This window comes from Candidatus Pelagibacter sp. (assembly GCF_052049815.1).
GTDB lineage: Bacteria > Pseudomonadota > Alphaproteobacteria > Pelagibacterales > Pelagibacteraceae > Pelagibacter.
The window spans coordinates 20,314-37,682 of the sequence record NZ_JBNGZG010000010.1 but is presented as its reverse complement, the minus strand read 5'-3'; the positions used below and the strand labels follow the sequence as shown (position 1 = coordinate 37,682).

At 28.4% G+C, this 17,369-nt stretch carries 22 protein-coding genes; 11 read left to right on the top strand and 11 right to left on the bottom strand.

Features of this window, described 5'->3' with window-relative positions; all coding sequences use genetic code 11:
* The coding region (locus tag ACTT9D_RS03340) for an RsmD family RNA methyltransferase (RefSeq protein WP_440930442.1) at positions 1 to 414 on the bottom strand (414 nt) is incomplete at its 3' end.
* Positions 415 to 416: 2 nt separating this feature from the next.
* A complete protein-coding gene (purD, locus tag ACTT9D_RS03335) occupies positions 417 to 1,679 on the bottom strand; it encodes a phosphoribosylamine--glycine ligase (RefSeq protein ID WP_440930441.1) in 1,263 nt (420 codons plus the stop codon).
* A gap of 21 nt (positions 1,680 to 1,700) precedes the next feature.
* Here purD and ACTT9D_RS03330 point away from each other — a divergent pair, with 21 nt between their 5' ends.
* Complete coding sequence (locus ACTT9D_RS03330) at positions 1,701 to 1,889, top strand: DUF2093 domain-containing protein (RefSeq protein WP_440930440.1); 189 nt, start codon at positions 1,701 to 1,703, stop codon at positions 1,887 to 1,889.
* A gap of 6 nt (positions 1,890 to 1,895) precedes the next feature.
* Here ACTT9D_RS03330 and ACTT9D_RS03325 read toward each other — a convergent pair whose 3' ends face one another.
* Genes ACTT9D_RS03325 through ubiA form a run of 5 tightly spaced genes read right to left on the bottom strand, consistent with a single transcriptional unit; the run spans position 1,896 to position 7,538 of the window.
* Positions 1,896 to 2,759: a lysophospholipid acyltransferase family protein gene (locus tag ACTT9D_RS03325; RefSeq protein ID WP_440930439.1), complete on the bottom strand. Its 864-nt coding sequence runs from the start codon at positions 2,757 to 2,759 to the stop codon at positions 1,896 to 1,898.
* Complete coding sequence (gene lpxK, locus ACTT9D_RS03320) at positions 2,752 to 3,696, bottom strand: tetraacyldisaccharide 4'-kinase (protein WP_440930438.1); 945 nt, start codon at positions 3,694 to 3,696, stop codon at positions 2,752 to 2,754. Before lpxK ends, ACTT9D_RS03325 begins: the two co-directional genes overlap by 8 nt.
* Entirely contained in the window at positions 3,662 to 4,933 is a 1,272-nt protein-coding gene (locus ACTT9D_RS03315) for a 3-deoxy-D-manno-octulosonic acid transferase (RefSeq protein ID WP_440930437.1), read from the bottom strand. Before ACTT9D_RS03315 ends, lpxK begins: the two co-directional genes overlap by 35 nt.
* Positions 4,933 to 6,672: an ABC transporter ATP-binding protein gene (locus ACTT9D_RS03310; RefSeq protein WP_440930436.1), complete on the bottom strand. Its 1,740-nt coding sequence runs from the start codon at positions 6,670 to 6,672 to the stop codon at positions 4,933 to 4,935. Before ACTT9D_RS03310 ends, ACTT9D_RS03315 begins: the two co-directional genes overlap by 1 nt.
* Positions 6,672 to 7,538 carry a 4-hydroxybenzoate octaprenyltransferase gene (gene ubiA, locus ACTT9D_RS03305; RefSeq protein ID WP_440930435.1) on the bottom strand — a complete coding sequence of 289 codons (867 nt, stop codon included), beginning with the start codon at positions 7,536 to 7,538 and terminating at the stop codon, positions 6,672 to 6,674. The genes ACTT9D_RS03310 and ubiA overlap by 1 nt, the downstream gene beginning before the upstream one ends.
* A 52-nt stretch (positions 7,539 to 7,590) precedes the next feature.
* On the opposite strand from ubiA, the gene ACTT9D_RS03300 reads away from it, so the two are divergent.
* On the top strand, positions 7,591 to 7,995 hold the full coding sequence (locus tag ACTT9D_RS03300) for a DUF2721 domain-containing protein (RefSeq protein ID WP_014952715.1): 405 nt from the start codon (positions 7,591 to 7,593) through the stop codon (positions 7,993 to 7,995).
* Here ACTT9D_RS03300 and ACTT9D_RS03295 read toward each other — a convergent pair.
* From ACTT9D_RS03295 to ACTT9D_RS03285, 3 genes are read right to left on the bottom strand one after another with little or no spacing between them, the layout of a single operon-like run.
* A complete protein-coding gene (locus tag ACTT9D_RS03295) occupies positions 7,992 to 8,963 on the bottom strand; it encodes a quinone oxidoreductase family protein (RefSeq protein WP_440930434.1) in 972 nt (323 codons plus the stop codon). The genes ACTT9D_RS03300 and ACTT9D_RS03295 overlap by 4 nt on opposite strands.
* A gap of 2 nt (positions 8,964 to 8,965) precedes the next feature.
* A complete protein-coding gene (locus ACTT9D_RS03290; RefSeq protein ID WP_440930433.1) occupies positions 8,966 to 9,802 on the bottom strand; it encodes a pirin family protein in 837 nt (278 codons plus the stop codon).
* A gap of 2 nt (positions 9,803 to 9,804) precedes the next feature.
* On the bottom strand, positions 9,805 to 10,044 hold the full coding sequence (locus tag ACTT9D_RS03285) for a CDGSH iron-sulfur domain-containing protein (protein WP_440930432.1): 240 nt from the start codon (positions 10,042 to 10,044) through the stop codon (positions 9,805 to 9,807).
* 123 nt (positions 10,045 to 10,167) lie between these two features.
* On the opposite strand from ACTT9D_RS03285, the gene ACTT9D_RS03280 reads away from it, so the two are divergent.
* Positions 10,168 to 10,524 carry a winged helix-turn-helix transcriptional regulator gene (locus tag ACTT9D_RS03280; protein ID WP_440930431.1) on the top strand — a complete coding sequence of 119 codons (357 nt, stop codon included), beginning with the start codon at positions 10,168 to 10,170 and terminating at the stop codon, positions 10,522 to 10,524.
* A complete protein-coding gene (locus tag ACTT9D_RS03275; RefSeq protein WP_440930430.1) occupies positions 10,521 to 11,081 on the top strand; it encodes a DUF924 family protein in 561 nt (186 codons plus the stop codon). The genes ACTT9D_RS03280 and ACTT9D_RS03275 overlap by 4 nt, the downstream gene beginning before the upstream one ends.
* On the opposite strand, the gene ACTT9D_RS03270 is transcribed toward ACTT9D_RS03275, so the two are convergent.
* Positions 11,082 to 11,744 (bottom strand): haloacid dehalogenase type II, encoded by a 663-nt coding sequence (locus ACTT9D_RS03270; RefSeq protein WP_440930429.1) that lies wholly within the window; start codon positions 11,742 to 11,744, stop codon positions 11,082 to 11,084. It lies immediately after the preceding gene.
* 17 nt (positions 11,745 to 11,761) lie between these two features.
* Here ACTT9D_RS03270 and ACTT9D_RS03265 point away from each other — a divergent pair, with 17 nt between their 5' ends.
* The 7 genes from ACTT9D_RS03265 to ACTT9D_RS03235 all read left to right on the top strand — a co-directional run bounded on the left by ACTT9D_RS03265 (position 11,762) and on the right by ACTT9D_RS03235 (position 17,362).
* Entirely contained in the window at positions 11,762 to 12,463 is a 702-nt protein-coding gene (locus ACTT9D_RS03265; protein ID WP_440930428.1) for an RsmE family RNA methyltransferase, read from the top strand.
* 61 nt (positions 12,464 to 12,524) lie between these two features.
* Positions 12,525 to 13,340 carry a cytochrome c oxidase subunit II gene (gene coxB, locus ACTT9D_RS03260; protein WP_440930427.1) on the top strand — a complete coding sequence of 272 codons (816 nt, stop codon included), beginning with the start codon at positions 12,525 to 12,527 and terminating at the stop codon, positions 13,338 to 13,340.
* Positions 13,341 to 13,342: 2 nt separating this feature from the next.
* Positions 13,343 to 14,977: a cytochrome c oxidase subunit I gene (ctaD, locus tag ACTT9D_RS03255; protein ID WP_440930426.1), complete on the top strand. Its 1,635-nt coding sequence runs from the start codon at positions 13,343 to 13,345 to the stop codon at positions 14,975 to 14,977.
* A gap of 20 nt (positions 14,978 to 14,997) precedes the next feature.
* On the top strand, positions 14,998 to 15,909 hold the full coding sequence (gene cyoE / locus ACTT9D_RS03250) for a heme o synthase (protein WP_014952724.1): 912 nt from the start codon (positions 14,998 to 15,000) through the stop codon (positions 15,907 to 15,909).
* Positions 15,906 to 16,031 (top strand): serine protease, encoded by a 126-nt coding sequence (locus tag ACTT9D_RS03245; RefSeq protein WP_440930425.1) that lies wholly within the window; start codon positions 15,906 to 15,908, stop codon positions 16,029 to 16,031. The genes cyoE and ACTT9D_RS03245 overlap by 4 nt, the downstream gene beginning before the upstream one ends.
* Positions 16,031 to 16,564, top strand: coding sequence for a cytochrome c oxidase assembly protein (locus tag ACTT9D_RS03240; RefSeq protein WP_440930424.1), 534 nt, complete (start codon positions 16,031 to 16,033; stop codon positions 16,562 to 16,564). The genes ACTT9D_RS03245 and ACTT9D_RS03240 overlap by 1 nt, the downstream gene beginning before the upstream one ends.
* 9 nt (positions 16,565 to 16,573) lie before the next feature.
* On the top strand, positions 16,574 to 17,362 hold the full coding sequence (locus ACTT9D_RS03235) for a cytochrome c oxidase subunit 3 (RefSeq protein ID WP_014952727.1): 789 nt from the start codon (positions 16,574 to 16,576) through the stop codon (positions 17,360 to 17,362).
* Positions 17,363 to 17,369: the final 7 nt, after the last annotated feature.

The window sequence follows — 17,369 nt, the reverse complement described above, 5'->3', positions numbered from 1 at the left end:
ATCAAATATAGATAATAATTTTTTTTCTTTGTAGGGAGGGTCTAAAAAAATTATATCATAAGCATCATTTAAATTTAGGTTTTCTAATGATAAAAAAACATCATTCTCAATAATTTTACAATGATTTTGAGCGTTTATAGAAGATATATTCTTTTTTAACATATCTAATACTCCTGAATAATTTTCTACAAAAGTCACATTCCTCGAGCCTCTTGATATTGCCTCTAATCCAAATGATCCTACTCCTGAAAATAAATCTAAGATTTTTGAGTTTAAAAAATTTATTTCAAATTTATTTGAGTGTTGAATCAAATTAAAGATTGATTCTTTTGTAAGATCTTTAAGAGGTCTTGTTAATTTATCTTTTGGTTCAAAAAGTTTTTTTCTTTTATACTCACCCCCTATGATCCTCATGTTTATTTAATTACTTTGTAACCAATATCTTTTCTATAAAATCCATTTTCCCAATTAAGTGTTTTGATATTTTTAATAACTTTTGATCTTGCTTTTTCAAAAGTGTCATCAAGTGCAATAAAGTTTAAAACCCTACCTCCATTCGATAAAATCTTATTTGATTCTTTTTTAGTGCCTGCGTGAAATAAAATATTCTTTTTATCAATAATTAATTTATCTAAATTTGATATCTCAACATTATTTTTGAAACGATCAGGGTAACCTTTTGAGCACAAAACAATACTTAAACTCTTCTCTTCATGCCAATTAAGATCTATTTTATCTAAATTTTTATTTGTACAAGCAAGAAATACTTCACCTAAATCATTCTTAAGTTTTGGCAATATAGTCTGACATTCTGGGTCGCCCATTCTAACATTATATTCTATCAAAAAAGGCTCATCATTTTTTATCATCAATCCTGCATACAAAAAACCTTTATAGGAGCAATCAAGATCGGTTAAAGCCATTAGAGTTGGATTTATTATTTTTTCAATTATTTTATTTCTTAGATTTTGATTTATTAATCTTGAAGGAGAGTAAGCCCCCATACCACCAGTATTTTTACCTTTGTCATTTTCCAATACTCTTTTGTGATCTTGAGCAGTATCAAAATCTTTAAAAGTTTTACCATCTGATATGATAAAAAAACTCATCTCTTCACCATCCAAGAATTCCTCAAGTAAGACATTTTTAGCTTCACCAAATTTACCTTCAAAGATTTCTTTTAGTGCATTTTTAGCTTCAGTAAAATCATCGCAAATGTAAACACCTTTTCCTGAAGCTAATCCATCAGCTTTGACGACCAAAGGGAAACTTGAACTTTGCGCAAAGTTTATAGCATCTTCAAATTTTTGAAAAATTCCATAATCAGCTGTAGGAATTTTATATTTTTTGCAAATTTCTTTCGTAAAAGATTTTGAACCTTCTAGTTGGGATGCAATCTTATTTGGTCCAAAAACCTTAATATTTAATTGTTCTAGATAATCAACTATTCCTTCAACCAAAGGTTTTTCTGGTCCAACTACAATCAAATCTATATTTTTTTCATCAATTAAATCTTTAATTTTCTTATGATCATTAATATCTAGATGTACATTTTCAGCTATTTCTTCTGTTCCAGCATTTCCAGGAATACAAAAAATTTTATCTACTATTTTAGATTTGCTCAAGTAATAACAAATTGCATGCTCACGACCACCACTTCCAATGACACCAACTTTCATATATAAATGTATAAACTAAAAATGAAAAAAAAATTAGCAAAATTAAAATATTTACCCAATAATTTTGAAATAATTGAGCCAGGTGATCATGTTATTTGTGCTATTTCTGGTAAAAAAATTGAATTAGATGAATTAAATTATTGGAATGTGGATTTACAAGAGGCTTATTATTCTTATGTTGAAGCTTCTGTCAAAAGAGAAAATTTATAAAAATTTTTATTTCCAACGATTATGTGACCAAATCCATTGAGAAGGTTTCTTTAAGATTTTAGTCTCCAACCATTGATTTAACACTAGTGTTATTTTTTCAATAGTGTCTTCATCATTAAATGTAAAAGGTTTTTCAACAATCATCTCAAATTTATTTTGATTTGTTCTCTCAATAAATATAGGGACTATTTGGGAGTTAAATTTTTTAACAAATTGAGCAGGAATTGTTGTTGTATAAGCTTCTTTGTTAAAAAAATTAACTTTAATTCCTTCACTAACCCTTTGATCTATCATTAATGCTACTGAATAACCGTTTTTAAATAGTCTGATTAAAGGTTTTAAGTTTTGGATCCCTTTTTTAATTTGATTTTTACAAATAAATTTCTTTCTTATATTTTCCATAATACGATTAAGATAAATATTGTTTAGTGGTCTATAAATTGCAGATAAATTTATTCCATATTTTTCAAGACTTAAAGCCATTAACTCAAAATTATCAAAGTGTCCGGAAATAAATATTACTGGTTTATTACTTTTCTTTATTTCGTCTAGTACTTCTTTTCCAATAATTTTAAAGTTTTTATCAAAATTTTCCTCTCTAAATTTTTTTATAAAAGGATATTCAGAGAATATTTTACCGTAATATTCCCACATATTACAGGTTATTTGATTTAATTCATTTTCTGACTTATTTGGAAATGCTAGCTTTAGATTCTGATTTATTATTTTTTTGGATCTAAATTGTGGACCAATAATTTTAAAAATATTTTTAGCAATATAATTTGATATTTTTAAACCAAATAGCTTAAAGATAATAAAAAAAAATTGAATTATAATAAATTCAAAAAAATAGATAATTTTTTTAAACATTTTTTTCTAACTCAAACATTAAAAGTTTTTTTAAATTATTAATTTCAGTGATATTCAGTTTTGTTTTTACGTATTTTATTTGAAAATCAAAAATTTTATTAATTCTAAAATAATCTTTTTCTGTTGTTAAAAGTTTAGCATTTAATTTAGATGATAATTGAATCATTTTTTTTATATCATTCTCAGAATACTGATAATGATCTGGAAACTCTATGTCTTTTAAAACATTAAAGTTATTTTTTCTTAGTGTTTCTATAAAAGTAGAGTGGTTACCAATACCTGAAAAAGCAATGAAATTATCATCTAAATCAAAATCTTCCTTATTTGTGATTGAATATTTAGAGTCAAAAATTTCACAAAATTCATTTAAATTTTTTAATATTTTGGAGTTTTCATTTATACTTTCGTCGTTACCATTTAAGAAATAATACTTATAATCTTTTAATGATCTTAAAGATTGTCTTAGTGGACCAGCCGGTATTACAAATCCATTTCCTACAAAATTTTTTTTGTTAAAACAAATAAAAGATATATCGTATTTTATATCAGAATCTTGCAAACCATCATCAAATATTGCAACTTGATAATTTTGTTTGATTGCTTCCTTAACAGCATCTATTCTAGATTTATTCGATATGGAGTCTCCATTTTTTGATAACAGTTTTTGTTCATCAATTTGATCCTCATAACTTTTTTTTATAAAACAACATTTATAATTCATTGAGGTTAATATATTTTTAATTTCTATTGCTAATGAAGTTTTGCCAGTCCCACCAATATAAATATTTCCAATACATATTTTTTTTATATTTTTTAATTCAGAAATCTCTTTTTTAATTATTTTTTTTGAGTCAATTATTTTTGATAAAGGAAATAAAATATAAGCGAGTAAGTTTGGTTTTTTATAATCCCAAAATTTTGGTTTTTTGAATTTCATTATAAAATTTCTTATTTATTTCATTAGAAGTTTTTCTTAAAATATTTCTACCCATTTCATCTAAATTTAACTTAAAACTAGATTTATTTTTTAAAATTTTTTCTGCTTTTTGAACTAACTGGGTAATATTTTTTACTTTATAAGTTACTTTTTGTTTTGCAAAAAATTCATATATATCTTTAAAATTATCCACATAAGGACCATGAATGACTTTTTTATTAAATCTAGCAGGTTCAATGGGATTTTGGCCCCCATGATTAATCAAAGAACCACCCATAAATACAAGTTTAGATAGATTATAAAAATACTTAGTTTCTCCATAAGCATCCACAATAAAAATATCTGTTTTATTATTTAATTTTTTATTAGTTGATTTAATCAAAATATTCAATTTCATAGAATTTAATTTGTCATAAATTTCATTTGTTCTTTCAATGTGTCTTGGAATTATAATTGTTAATAAATTTTTATATTTCTTTTTTAAGCTCATATGAACTCTTGCTATAGCAACTTCTTCACTAGGATGAGTACTTGATGCACAAAAAATTATCCTATTTCTTATTTCTTTATTTGTTATTTTTTTTAAAGAGAATTTTATATTTTTACTCAAATTTGAAAATTTTAAATTACCTAAATTTTTGATTTGTTTGACATGAAGTTTTTTTAGATGACTTAATGTTTCTTTATTTTGGGGATAAGCATAAGAAATTTTGTCAAAAACTTTTTTTGAAAAAGATTTAAATATATTCCACCTCGAAAATGATTTTTTTGTAATTCTTGCATTTAATAATAATAATGGAATAGAATTTTTATTTATTTCATTAAACATGCTTGGCCATATCTCGGAGTCTATAAAGATAGCAATTTTTGGTTTCCAATATTTAATGAATATTTTTGAAAAGAAAAAAAAATCAATGGGAAAAAATTGATGAAAAGTTTTTTTAAATTTAAATTTTTGAAAAATTTTAGATGAACTTAAAGTTGATGATGTAACTAAAATATTTTTTATTTCTCTATTTTTTTCTAATTCATATATTAAAGGAATTATACTCATCAATTCACCAACACTTGCTACATTGAACCAAATTAAATTTTTATTTTTTCTATTAGATTTAGATAGACAGAATTTTTCTAAAAATCTTTTAGGATTTTCCTTAGATTTTATAATTCTATATAATATGATTAATGGTGAAATTATTAATAATATTAGAATCAAAAATTGATATAAAATGAACATTATTCTTTTCTAATCTGCTTTTCATAAAAGTTTTTATATTGGACAGAGTTTTTTAGTAATTCTTCATGATTTCCTGAAGAAATAATTTTTCCTTTATCAACAACAAATATTTTATTTGAATTGAGAATTGTAGATAATCTATGAGCAATAACAATTGTAGTTCTATTTTTTGTCAATATATCTAAAGCATTTTGAATTTTTTCTTCTGTTTCAGAATCTAATGAAGAGGTAGCCTCATCAAGTAAAATAATTGAACTTTTTTTTAACATTGCTCTCGCGATAGAAATTCTCTGCTTCTCACCACCTGATAGCCTAATACCATTTTCTCCAATTATTGTTTCATATTTGTTTGGTAACTCATTAATGAATTCCTCACAGAAAGATAGTTTTGCTGCTTCTTCTATCTCAGTATTTGTGGCATCCAAATTAGCATAAGCAATATTATTTTTTATAGTATCATCAAAAAGAGTAGTGTCTTGACTTACAAGTGAAATTTTTTGCCTCAACGATTTAATTTTAACTTCATTGATTGATTGACTATCAATAATTATTTCACCATTTTTAATATTATAGAATCTTGGTATTAAATTTAAAATTGTAGATTTTCCTGACCCACTATGTCCAACAAGTGCAGACATTTTGCCACCAGCTATTTTTAAATTGATATCTTTTAAAACTATATCGTCTTCTTTATTGTATTGGAAAGATACATTTTTAAATTCTATATCTCCATTTTTCAAATTTAAATCAGATGAATCTTTTTCATCTGTAATTTCATTTTCACTGTCTATAATTGGTAAAATTCTTCTTGCAGCGGAAAGCCCCTGGTTTATTGCCATATTTATCATCGCTAAAGATCTCACTGGTTGATAAGCCAACATCATTGCAGCTAAAAAAGAAAAAAAATTATTTATATCTAATTCGTTGTTTATTATTAATTTACCAGAGTAGAAAATTAAAACAGCAATCATAATTCCGGTAAAAGTTTCCATGACTGGAGAAACACGCACATAAACAGTTCTTATTTTTGCATTTTTATTTTTTAAACTTTCTAAATGATTTTTAGATCTCAAAATTTCATAATCTTCTTTTTGAAATATTTTTATAAGTTTATGGTTTTTAAATATTTCAATCAAATAAGCGTTTAAAAACCCAGATCTTTCTTGGGCCTGGGTTGCTACTTTACCCATTCTTTTTCCTAAACTTTTTGCTGCAGTGCTTGCTAATGGAATCATTATTATTGCAATTAATGACAATTTCCAATTTTGATAAAACATTACAATTAACAAACCTATTAAAGTCAAACTATCTTTAAAAAGTGCTAATATAGCGTCACTGAGCATATTAGTTATATGAGTCACATCGAAAGTTAAATTTGAAATAAATTTACCAGAATGTTTTTGATCAATTATTTTTGTATCAGCTTTAATAAGAGATGAAATCATATCAAATTGCAGAAGCTTTTTAATCTCTTCTCCAACATTTATCATCGTTGTTTTCGCTAAATATAATGAAACTCCTTTAGTAGCAAAAGCAACAATGATAAAAAAAGGAATTATCAAAATAAGATCATTATCTTTTTCTATAAAAATTTTTTTTATTGCAGGATCCAATAACCAAGCTATACCCGATGTACTTGCAGCTACAAAAATTGAAAATAAGCCAGCAAAAAAAATCTTACCTAAGAAATTTTTTGAATAATCTTTATAGAGTCTTTTTAAGATATCACTTGTTTTCATTAGATAATTTTACCAGTAATTAGAATAAATAAAATTAATAGACCGAAATTGTTGTTGCTTTTGAAAATTGAAAAACAATTTTCAATTTTATTTTGATTAAAATTTTTTATTTGGAAAAAAAATAAATGAGCAAAAGGAAATATTAGCATTAAAAAATAAAATAAATTAAAATTCATAATTATACCATTAATCAATAATGATAAAATCATTATCAAATAACAAAAAAATAAAAATTTTTTTGGATGATTTTTAAATTTTATTGAGGTTGATTTTACTCCAATAATTTCATCATCAACTAAATCTTGATATCCGTATATAGTGTCGTATCCAAGTGTCCAAAATATGGCTCCAAAATACAGAACCAAGGGAGCGATTGATAAATTATTATCAATTGAAGTCCAACCCAGTATAAGACCATAATTAAAGGTAATACCTAAAAATAATTGTGGCCAGTAAGTAAATCTCTTCATGAAAGGATATAAAAATGCAAGTGGCATTGAAAATAATGCCATTATTATTGTAAATTTATTAAAATTTATCAGTACAAAAAAAGCAAACAAGCAAAGAGATATTGCGTAAAATAATCCTAGTTTTACAGAAATTTTTCCAGAGGCTATGGGTCTATCTTTTGTTCTAGCAACTTTTTTATCAAAATCTTTATCAGCAATGTCGTTAATAATACATCCAGCTGATCTCATCAAAACCGCACCAAGAAAAAAAAGAATTAGATAAAAAAAATATTTTGATAAGTTTTGATTAAAATCATATGCCATAGTCAAACCCCAGGAACATGGCCAAAATAACAACATATAACCAATTGGTCTCCTTAAACGTGTTAATTCTATAAAAAGATTTAATTGTTTCATGTTATTTTAGTTGTAAATAGCAAAGCATAGATTCATAATCAAACTGATTCGTATGAATATAGATTACACAGTTACAGCTTTAATGTTCCCTGCAATTCCTTTGTTAATGAGTGTCTATAGCAACAGATTTCACTCTTTAAGTATACTAATTAGACAACTTCATGATGAGCATGTTTATGAAAAACACATTCCTCATGAATGGAAAAAACAATTCATCAATTTAAGTCGTAGAATTACATTATTAAGATGGACAATACTTTTTGCAGCGTTTGGATTTTTATTTAATATGCTAACAGTGTTTGGTCTCTACCTTGATAGATTGTTTCTCGCCAGAATAATTTTTGGATCATGTTGTTTGTCTATGATTATCTCAATACTTTTTTTTATAAGAGAAATTCATATTTCAACAAATGCACTGAGACTGCATATGGCAGATATGGATGTGGAAGTTGATTAAGGGACAATTACTGCTGGACCAGTTAAAATCCTAGACTCTAAATCCTTGTGAGCTTGTGAAATATCTTTTAGAGAATATTTTTTTGAAATTTTAGTTTTTACTTTTCCACTAGTTACCATTTCAAAAACTTTATTAGCTGCTTCATCAAGTTCTTCTCTTGTAGTTGTATACTGCATGATGCTCGGTCTTGTTAAATACAAACCTTTCGGTTGAATTGATTTTGCAACATTTACAGGATCTAGAGGACCAGATGCATTACCGAATGAAACCATCATTCCTCTTAATTTTAAACATTCAATAGAACCATCAAACGTTGATTTTCCAACTCCATCATAAACAACTGATAAGCCTTTTCCGTTTGTGATTTCTTTAACTTTTTCAGCAAAATTATCTTTGTTGTAGTTAATGACATGATCATAGCTATTATTTTTTGCTATCTCAATTTTTTCATCTGATCCAACAGTTCCAATAACATTACATCCTAAACTTTTTGCCCATTGACCAAAAATTTGACCTACACCACCTGCTGCTGCATGAAATAAAACTGTTTCTCCTGATTGTGCAGGATATGTTTTATGTAATAAATAAAATGTTGTAATTCCTTTTGTCATTAAAGTTGCAGCCGTTTCTAAATCGACATCATTTGGAACTTTAACTAAATTTTTTGTTGGATAATTCCTATGACTTGCATAGGCACCAAGAGGCGCTGCACAATAAGCCACTTTATCTCCAACTTTAAAATCTTTTACGTCAGAACCAACTTTTGTAATTTCTCCAGCAGCTTCTAATCCTATTCCTGAAGGTAGAGGTACTGGGTACAAACCTGATCGATGATATGTATCAATATAGTTTAACCCTATTGCATGATTTTGAATTGTTACTTCATCATTTTTAGGTTCATCTAAACTTAGATTTTTTACTTCTAAAACTTCTGGTCCACCCGGTTTTGATATTACTACTGATTTCATATTTATTTTACAAAAGTACCATTATGATAATCTTGAACAGCTTGCAAGATCTCTGCTTTAGTATTCATTACAAAAGGGCCACCTCTTGCTATTTCTTCATTTATTGGTTTTCCAGAAATAACTAGGAATTTAGCATCTGATTTTGCTTTCACTTTAAGCTCTTCACCTTTTGAAAGTAGAATTAAAGTGCTGTCTTTAACGTTATCATGATTTCCTTCTCCAATTTCAATTTCTCCATTTACCAAATAAATAAAAGTATTGTGAGTTGAAGGAATATTAAATTTAAAATCTTTATCTTTTTTTAATTCAACATCAAAATAAACAGGCTCAACATTATGACCTTTTACAGGGCCTTCGGCATTTTCAAATTTTCCTGCTATTACCTTTACTTGTTTTTCGTCATCTTTGTGAACGCTCATTTTATCTGCATCAATATAAATGTATTCAGGTTTGCTCATTTTTAGTTTTGCTGGCATGTTGATCCATAACTGAAAACCATGAAGTTTACCTTCTTTCATAGCGGGCATTTCAGAATGAATTATTCCGCTTCCAGTTTTCATCCACTGAACATCGCCTGCTGTCATTCTACCTTCACCACCAGTACTGTCTTTATGTTCAAAATCTCCAGCAAGCATATAAGTTACAGTTTCAATACCTCTATGAGGGTGGGGTGGAAAACCAGCAATATAGTCTTCGCTATTTTCTGAACCAAATTCATCTAACATTAAAAATGGATCAAAATAATTTGGTTCAACACCAATACTTCTTTTTAACTTTACTCCTGCACCATCTGAAGCTGGAATTGGATCGATAATTTTACTTACTTCAATTGTTTTCATATTTATTTTTTATTATGTGAACCATCACAAAATGGCTGGTTATCAGTTTGTTTGCAAGCGCAAAAAAATAATTTTTTACTTTCCTCGGCTTTGTAAGCTATTGGATTAAATTCAGATCCTTTGTGTGAACCATCACAAAATGGTTGTTTTGAGCTTTTTCCGCAACTACACCAAAAATAAGATTTTCCTTGTTCAACTTCTACGGCTATAGCACCATTTCCTGCTCTTTGTCCTTTATTCATAATATCTCCTATCGTTGAGCAATGTATTTAATATTTTTAATATATTTAGCAAGTACTCAATATTTTCATACCAGTATGTAAAATCATACTTGAAATATAATTAGTGACATTTAAATTTCTAACATGAATAAATTAACAGATTGCCCAGCTGAAAGAGCAACCTATTTTTTTGGAGGTAAATGGAAAATAAGAATTTTATTTATTTTATACAATCAGAAGAAAGCTAGATTTGGAGCTATCAAAAAAACTCTTAATAGTATTACGCAACAAATGTTATCTAAACAACTTAAAGAATTAGAAATTGATGGTTTAATTAATAGAAATGTAAAACAAATAATGCCTCCCAAAGTTGAATATTCTTTAACCTTATTTGGGTCCTCACTAATACCAATTTTAAAATCCTTATCTAACTGGAATGAAAAAAACTCAAAGGTTATAAATTTAAAATTAAATAAAAACTTTGATGAAAAAAGGATATGAATTTAAGAATCCAAACTATTCTTAATTTTTGGTTTGAGGAAACACCCCCTGAAAAAAGATTTAAAAAAGATGAAAAGTTTGACCAACTAATTAAACAAAAATTTTTAATTGATTATGAAAAAGCAAGCAATAACGTATTTGATGACTGGAAAACAAGTGCAAAAGGTTCTTTAGCACTGGTTATTCTTTTTGATCAATTTTCTCGAAATATGTTTAGAAACAACAAAAAAGCATTTGATCAAGACTCCAAGACACGTGAAGTTGTTTATAACGCTATAAAGTTAAACTTTTTAGATGAGATGAACCAAAGTGAAAAATTTTTTATGATTTTACCATTAATACATAGTGAGAGAATCAAAGATCATGAAATGGCATATTCTCTTTTGGAAAAATATTTAAAAGACCACCCAGGCTTAAGTGACATAAAAAAATTTTGGGAAGATCACACAATAGCAATTAAAAGATTTAATAGATACCCTCACAGAAATGAGGTTCTTGGAAGAGTGTCAACTCAAGAAGAATTAGAATTTCTTAAAGGACCCAACTCATCTTGGTAATTAAATTATAGTTATTAATTCTTTTAAACTTTTAACTTCATATTGAGGTCTGTAGTCAAGATTATCAAAAATACTATTATTTCTATTTACCCAAATTGAATTAAAACCATAATTACCACCACCCGAAACATCCCAAGTGTTTGCACTTAAAAAAGCAACTTCATTGTTTTTAATTTTATATTTTTTAATTGGTAAATGGTAAACTTTTGAATCTGGTTTATAAATTCCAACTTCCTCAATTGAAAAAACATCATCAAATAAATTTTCTAAATTATTACTTTTTACAAGCTCATTAAGTAGAGAAGGAGTTCCATTTGAAAGTATTGAAAGTTTATATTTTTTTTCTTTTAAAGATTTTAAAATTTCTGGTACTTCTGGATAAGGAGATAGAATTTTATAAAGGTCTAATAATTCATTTCTCATTGAATTGTCTATATTAAAAACTTTCATAGACTTATCCAAACTATCCTCAGTAACTTGCCAAAAATCTTTGTGTCTTTTCATTAAGCTTCTAAGCCATGTATATTCTAACTGAGTTGTTCTCCAATAATTTGCAAAAGCTTCCCACTTATCACCAATTTTATCTTTGCATTTTTCAGCTGCAGAGTTCACATCAAACAACGTTCCGTAAGCATCAAAAATTATTGCTTTAATATTTTTCATAATTAAACTTAACTTTAATGAGTAATATTAGATTATTTTTTAAAGAAAGTTTATCACTTAATTTAGTTTCAAAACTTGATAAATCACAATCTCATTACATTTCAAAAGTAATGAGGATAAAAGAGAATGAAATTTTTTCTTTATTTAATAGTAGCGGTGAATGGGAAGCTAAAATTTTAAACATAACAAAAAGCATTGTTGAGTTTGAGATTACAAATCAAATAAGACAAAAAGAAAATCAAAAAGAATTATGGTTAGCTTTTTCACCGATTAAATCTAATTACTTTAATTTCATGATACAAAAAGCAACTGAACTTGGAATAACAAAATTTGTTCCAATTATTTTTGAAAGAACTGTTGTTCGAAAACTTAATAAAGAAAGACTGGAAAAAGTCATTATTGAAGCTACCGAGCAATCAAACAGAATTAATATCCCAACATTAGAAGATGCAACTAATTTAGAAGATTTTTTAAAATCAAGTGAGATGAATTTGATTTTAACAGATCTAAATAGTGACAACAAAAAAGTAGATCTAGAAAAATTAACTAACAAACCTGTATGTATAGTTGTTGGGCCAGAGGGAGATTTTTCAGAGAATGAAAGAGGCAAGATTCTTTCTTTTAAAGATGTTCAAGCAATTAAAATAAATGAGAATATTTTAAGGTCTGAGACTGCAGTAATATCAGCTATTTCGATCATAAATTACGCCATTAATTGATAAATTGTCGCGAAAACAAATGTGTAATTTTTAGAAAGAGGCTTTATATACCTACTTATAAATGAAAAAAATTCTATTAACGTTAACAACATTTTTTATCTCTTTTGAGGCAATGGCTAATCAACCTAAAGATTGGCAACTTGGTTTCCAAGAAGCAGCTTCAGAGTCGATGAGAGATATAATAAGTTTTCACGACAACCTACTACTTCCAATCATTGTAGCAATTAGTGCATTTGTTTTATTTTTGATGTTGTATGTATGTGTAAAGTTTAGAGCATCAGCTAATCCAAATCCTTCAAAAAGAACTCACAATGTTGCTGTTGAAGTTTTATGGACTTTAATTCCATGTTTAATATTGATCGTAATCGCGGTTCCATCGTTCAAAATTTTATATAAACAAGACGCTATTCCAAAAGCAGATTTAACAATTAAAGCAATAGGTTACCAATGGTATTGGGGATATGAATATCCAGATGAAAATATAATTTTCGACTCATATATGGTTGAAGATAAAGATTTAAAAGCTAACCAACCAAGATTATTAGCAGTAGATAATGAAGTAGTTGTTCCAGTAAATAAAGTAGTTAAAGTTTTAATTACTGCAAATGATGTTTTACATGCATGGGCACTTCCATCTTTTGGAGTGAAGAGAGATGCAGTTCCAGGAAGAATAAATGAGACTTGGTTTAAAGCTGAAAAAACTGGAACTTATTATGGCCAATGTTCAGAACTTTGTGGAATTAAACATGCGTTCATGCCGATAACTGTAAAAGTTGTAAGTGAAGAAGAGTATCAAGAGTGGTTAATGGATGCTCGAGTAAAATTTGCAAAAGAACCAATTGAAAATGAAATAAATAAAAAAATAGCGAGTAAATAATAATGTATACACAAACAGCATCACACAACGATCACCATACTCCAACAGGTTGGAAGAGATGGGCTTATTCAACAAACCATAAAGACATTGGAACAATGTATTTAATCTTTGCTATTATTGCAGGGGTTATTGGTACAGCTTTTTCAGTTTTAATGCGTATGGAATTGATGCATCCAGGTGATGGTATCTTAGGTGGAAATTATCATCTTTATAATGTTTTGGTTACTGGTCATGGACTAATCATGATTTTCTTCATGGTAATGCCAGCAATGATTGGTGGATTTGGAAACTGGTTTGTTCCAATTATGATTGGTGCTCCTGATATGGCGTTCCCAAGAATGAATAATATTTCATTTTGGTTATTACCTGTTTCATTTATTTTATTAATACTTTCTATTTTTGCTGATGGCCCTCCAGGTGCGCAAGGTGTTGGAGGTGGTTGGACTATTTATCCACCATTATCATCTAAAACTGGTCAACCGGGTCCAGCAATGGATTTGGCTATTCTAAGTTTACACATTGCAGGTGCTTCGTCGATTTTAGGAGCAGTGAATTTTATTACAACTATTTTAAATATGAGAACGCCAGGAATGACTTTACATAAAATGCCATTATTTGCATGGTCAGTATTAGTAACAGCATTCTTACTTTTATTATCATTACCAGTTTTAGCAGGTGCAATTACAATGCTATTAACTGATAGAAATTTTGGAACAGCTTTCTTTGAAGCACAAACCGGAGGAGATCCTGTATTGTTCCAACATTTATTCTGGTTCTTTGGACACCCAGAAGTTTACATTTTGATTTTACCAGGTTTTGGAATGATCAGTCACATCGTTTCAACATTTTCTAGAAAACCTGTATTTGGTTATTTGGGTATGGCTTATGCAATGGTAGCAATTGGAGTTGTAGGTTTTGTTGTTTGGGCTCACCATATGTATACAGTAGGTTTAAGTACAGATACAAAAGCATATTTTTTAGCAGCAACAATGATTATTGCTGTACCAACAGGAATTAAAATCTTTTCATGGATAGCTACGATGTGGGGTGGTTCTATTTCTTTCCAAACTCCAATGATGTGGGCATTAGGATTTATCTTCATGTTTACAGTTGGTGGAGTTACTGGTGTAGTTTTAGCAAACGCAGGTGTAGATACAGCAATGCATGATACATACTATGTAGTTGCTCACTTCCATTATGTACTTTCTTTAGGAGCTGTATTTGCGATATTCGCAGGTTTCTATTATTGGTTTGGAAAAATGTCTGGATATGATTATTCAGAAGCATTAGGAAAAATTCATTTCTGGCTAACATTTATAGGTGTAAACTTGATATTCTTCCCACAGCATTTCTTAGGACTTGCGGGTATGCCAAGAAGATATGCTGATTATCCAGATGCATTTGCTGGCTGGAATTATATTTCATCTATTGGTTCATATGTGGCTGTTGCTGGATTGGCAGTTTTCTTTGTTAACTTAATTTATGCTTTTGTTAAAAAGAAAAAAGCTGCACAAAATCCGTGGGGCGAAGGTGCAACTACTTTAGAATGGACTGTACCATCACCGCCAAACTTCCATACTTTTGAAGAGTTACCAAAGTTTGAGGATGATGCGAGTACTTCAAAATCTCATAGCTAGATTTTTGAAAATGAAATTTGATGTCTAACTTAGGTACAAAGAAGAGAAACTTATCACAAGAAGATTTATTTAACTTCTCTGAGTTATTTAAATTAATGAAACCAAGAGTAATGTCTCTTGTAATCTTTACTTGTGCAGTTGGCTTACTTACAGCACCTATTGGTATATCTACTAAAGATGCAATCATCGGAATATTACTTGTCTCTATAGGAGCAGGAGCAGCTGGTGCATTAAACATGTGGTACGAGTCAGACCTTGATGCACTGATGACAAGAACTTGTCTTAGACCAATTCCTACAGGGAAAGTAAATAGAAATCAGGCTTTAATCTTTGGAATAACTTTATCTTTTATATCAGTAATTGCTTTAGACTTTTTTTCTAACAGATTATCAGCAAGTTTACTTTTGTTTACTATCTTGTTTTATGTTTTTGTTTATACAATTTGGCTTAAAAGAAAAACACCTCAGAATATAGTTATTGGTGGTGCTGCTGGCGCACTTCCACCTGTTATTGGATGGACAATAGCAACAAACTCGCTTTCTCTAGAACCATTAACATTTTTTTTAATAATATTTTTTTGGACGCCATCACATTTTTGGGCTTTAAGCCTTTATAAGTCAGATGATTATAAAAAAGCTAAAATTCCAATGTTGCCATTAACAGATGGAATAGAAAGCACAAAAATAAATATATTTGTTTATTCTTTATTAATGGTTCCAGTAATTATTTTTCCATTTATAATTAATTTTGTAGGACTTACTTTCTTAATACCTTCATTAATTTTGACATTTTATTATAACTATTTATGTTACGAGTTATTCAAAACTAAGAAAAACAAGTTTGATGCAAAAAAAGCTAAATCTATATTTGGATACTCAATCTTATATTTATTTTTAGTATTTGTATTATTTTTAATAGATAAAATTGTATGATCGAACCAGATAAAAAAACTAAAAGAAAAAATGTCATTACAGCATTAGTTATAATTGCTTTTATGATATTTTTATTCTTCTTTACTCTGTACAATACTGGAGTTTTTAATAGAGCTATATAATGACAAACAAAAAGAATTTAACACCAATTTTATTAGCAGGAGTATTTGTTTTGATGCTAGGATTGTCTTATGCAGCTGTTCCATTATATGACCTTTTCTGTAGGGTAACAGGTTTTGGTGGAACTACTCAAGTTTCTAAAGAGGCTCCAAAAATAGTATTAGATAAAGTTGTCAGTGTCAGATTTGATACAAATGTAAACAACTTACCATGGGACTTTAAAGCCAAGTCAAATGTAATGGATGTCAAAGTAGGGCAAGTAAATAAAATTGAATTTGAAGTAGAAAATTACGGAGATGAAACTACTTATGGTGTAGCAAGTTTTAATGTATCTCCATCAAGTTTTGGAAAATATTACAGTAAATTAGGATGTTTTTGTTTTGAAAAGCAGGAACTAAAACCTGGAGAAAAAGCAACATATGTGATGACCTTTTATCTTGATCCAGAGCTTGTAAACGATCCATCCACAAGCAAGCTTGAAGATGTAACTATGTCATATACTTTTTTCTCGACAGATTATTATAAACAGTCATAAATACAGATTATGTCAGCAGAAAAAAAACATGATTACCACTTAGTTGATCCAAGTCCTTGGCCAATTTATGTTTCATTTTCGTGTTTAGTATTAGCATTAGGAACAGTTTATTATCTTCATAATGAAGTATCGTGGGGAATGTATTTGGGTTTTGCTCTGTTAATCTATGGAGCTTATATGTGGTTTAGAGATGTAGTTATAGAGGCAGAGCATCAAGGACACCACACTCCTGTAGTTCAAATTCATCATAGATATGGAATGACTTTATTTATCGCTTCAGAGGTAATGTTTTTTGTTGCATGGTTCTGGGCATACTTTGACATAAGTTTATTTCCAAATGAGTTTGTGGGAAATGTTTGGCCACCTAAAGATATTGAAACTTTTGATCCTTGGGACATTCCATTAATTAATACGTTGGTACTTCTTTTATCTGGAACTACTGTAACTTGGTCTCACCATGCTTTATTAGAAGGAGATAGAAAAGGATTTATTCAAGGGTTGTGGTTAACTGTAATCCTAGGTTTCTGTTTTACTTTATTACAAGCTTATGAATATCATCATGCGACTTTTACTTTTTCAGATCACATTTATGGATCTGTATTTTATATGGCGACTGGATTTCATGGTTTCCATGTAATTGTGGGAACGATCTTTCTAGCTGTATGTTTGTGGAGAGGAAAATTAGGTCATTTTAACAAAGACCATCATTTTGGTTTTGAGGCAGCTGCATGGTATTGGCATTTTGTTGATGTCGTTTGGTTATTCTTATTTGCTGCTATTTATATTTGGGGCAGTTAATAGTTTC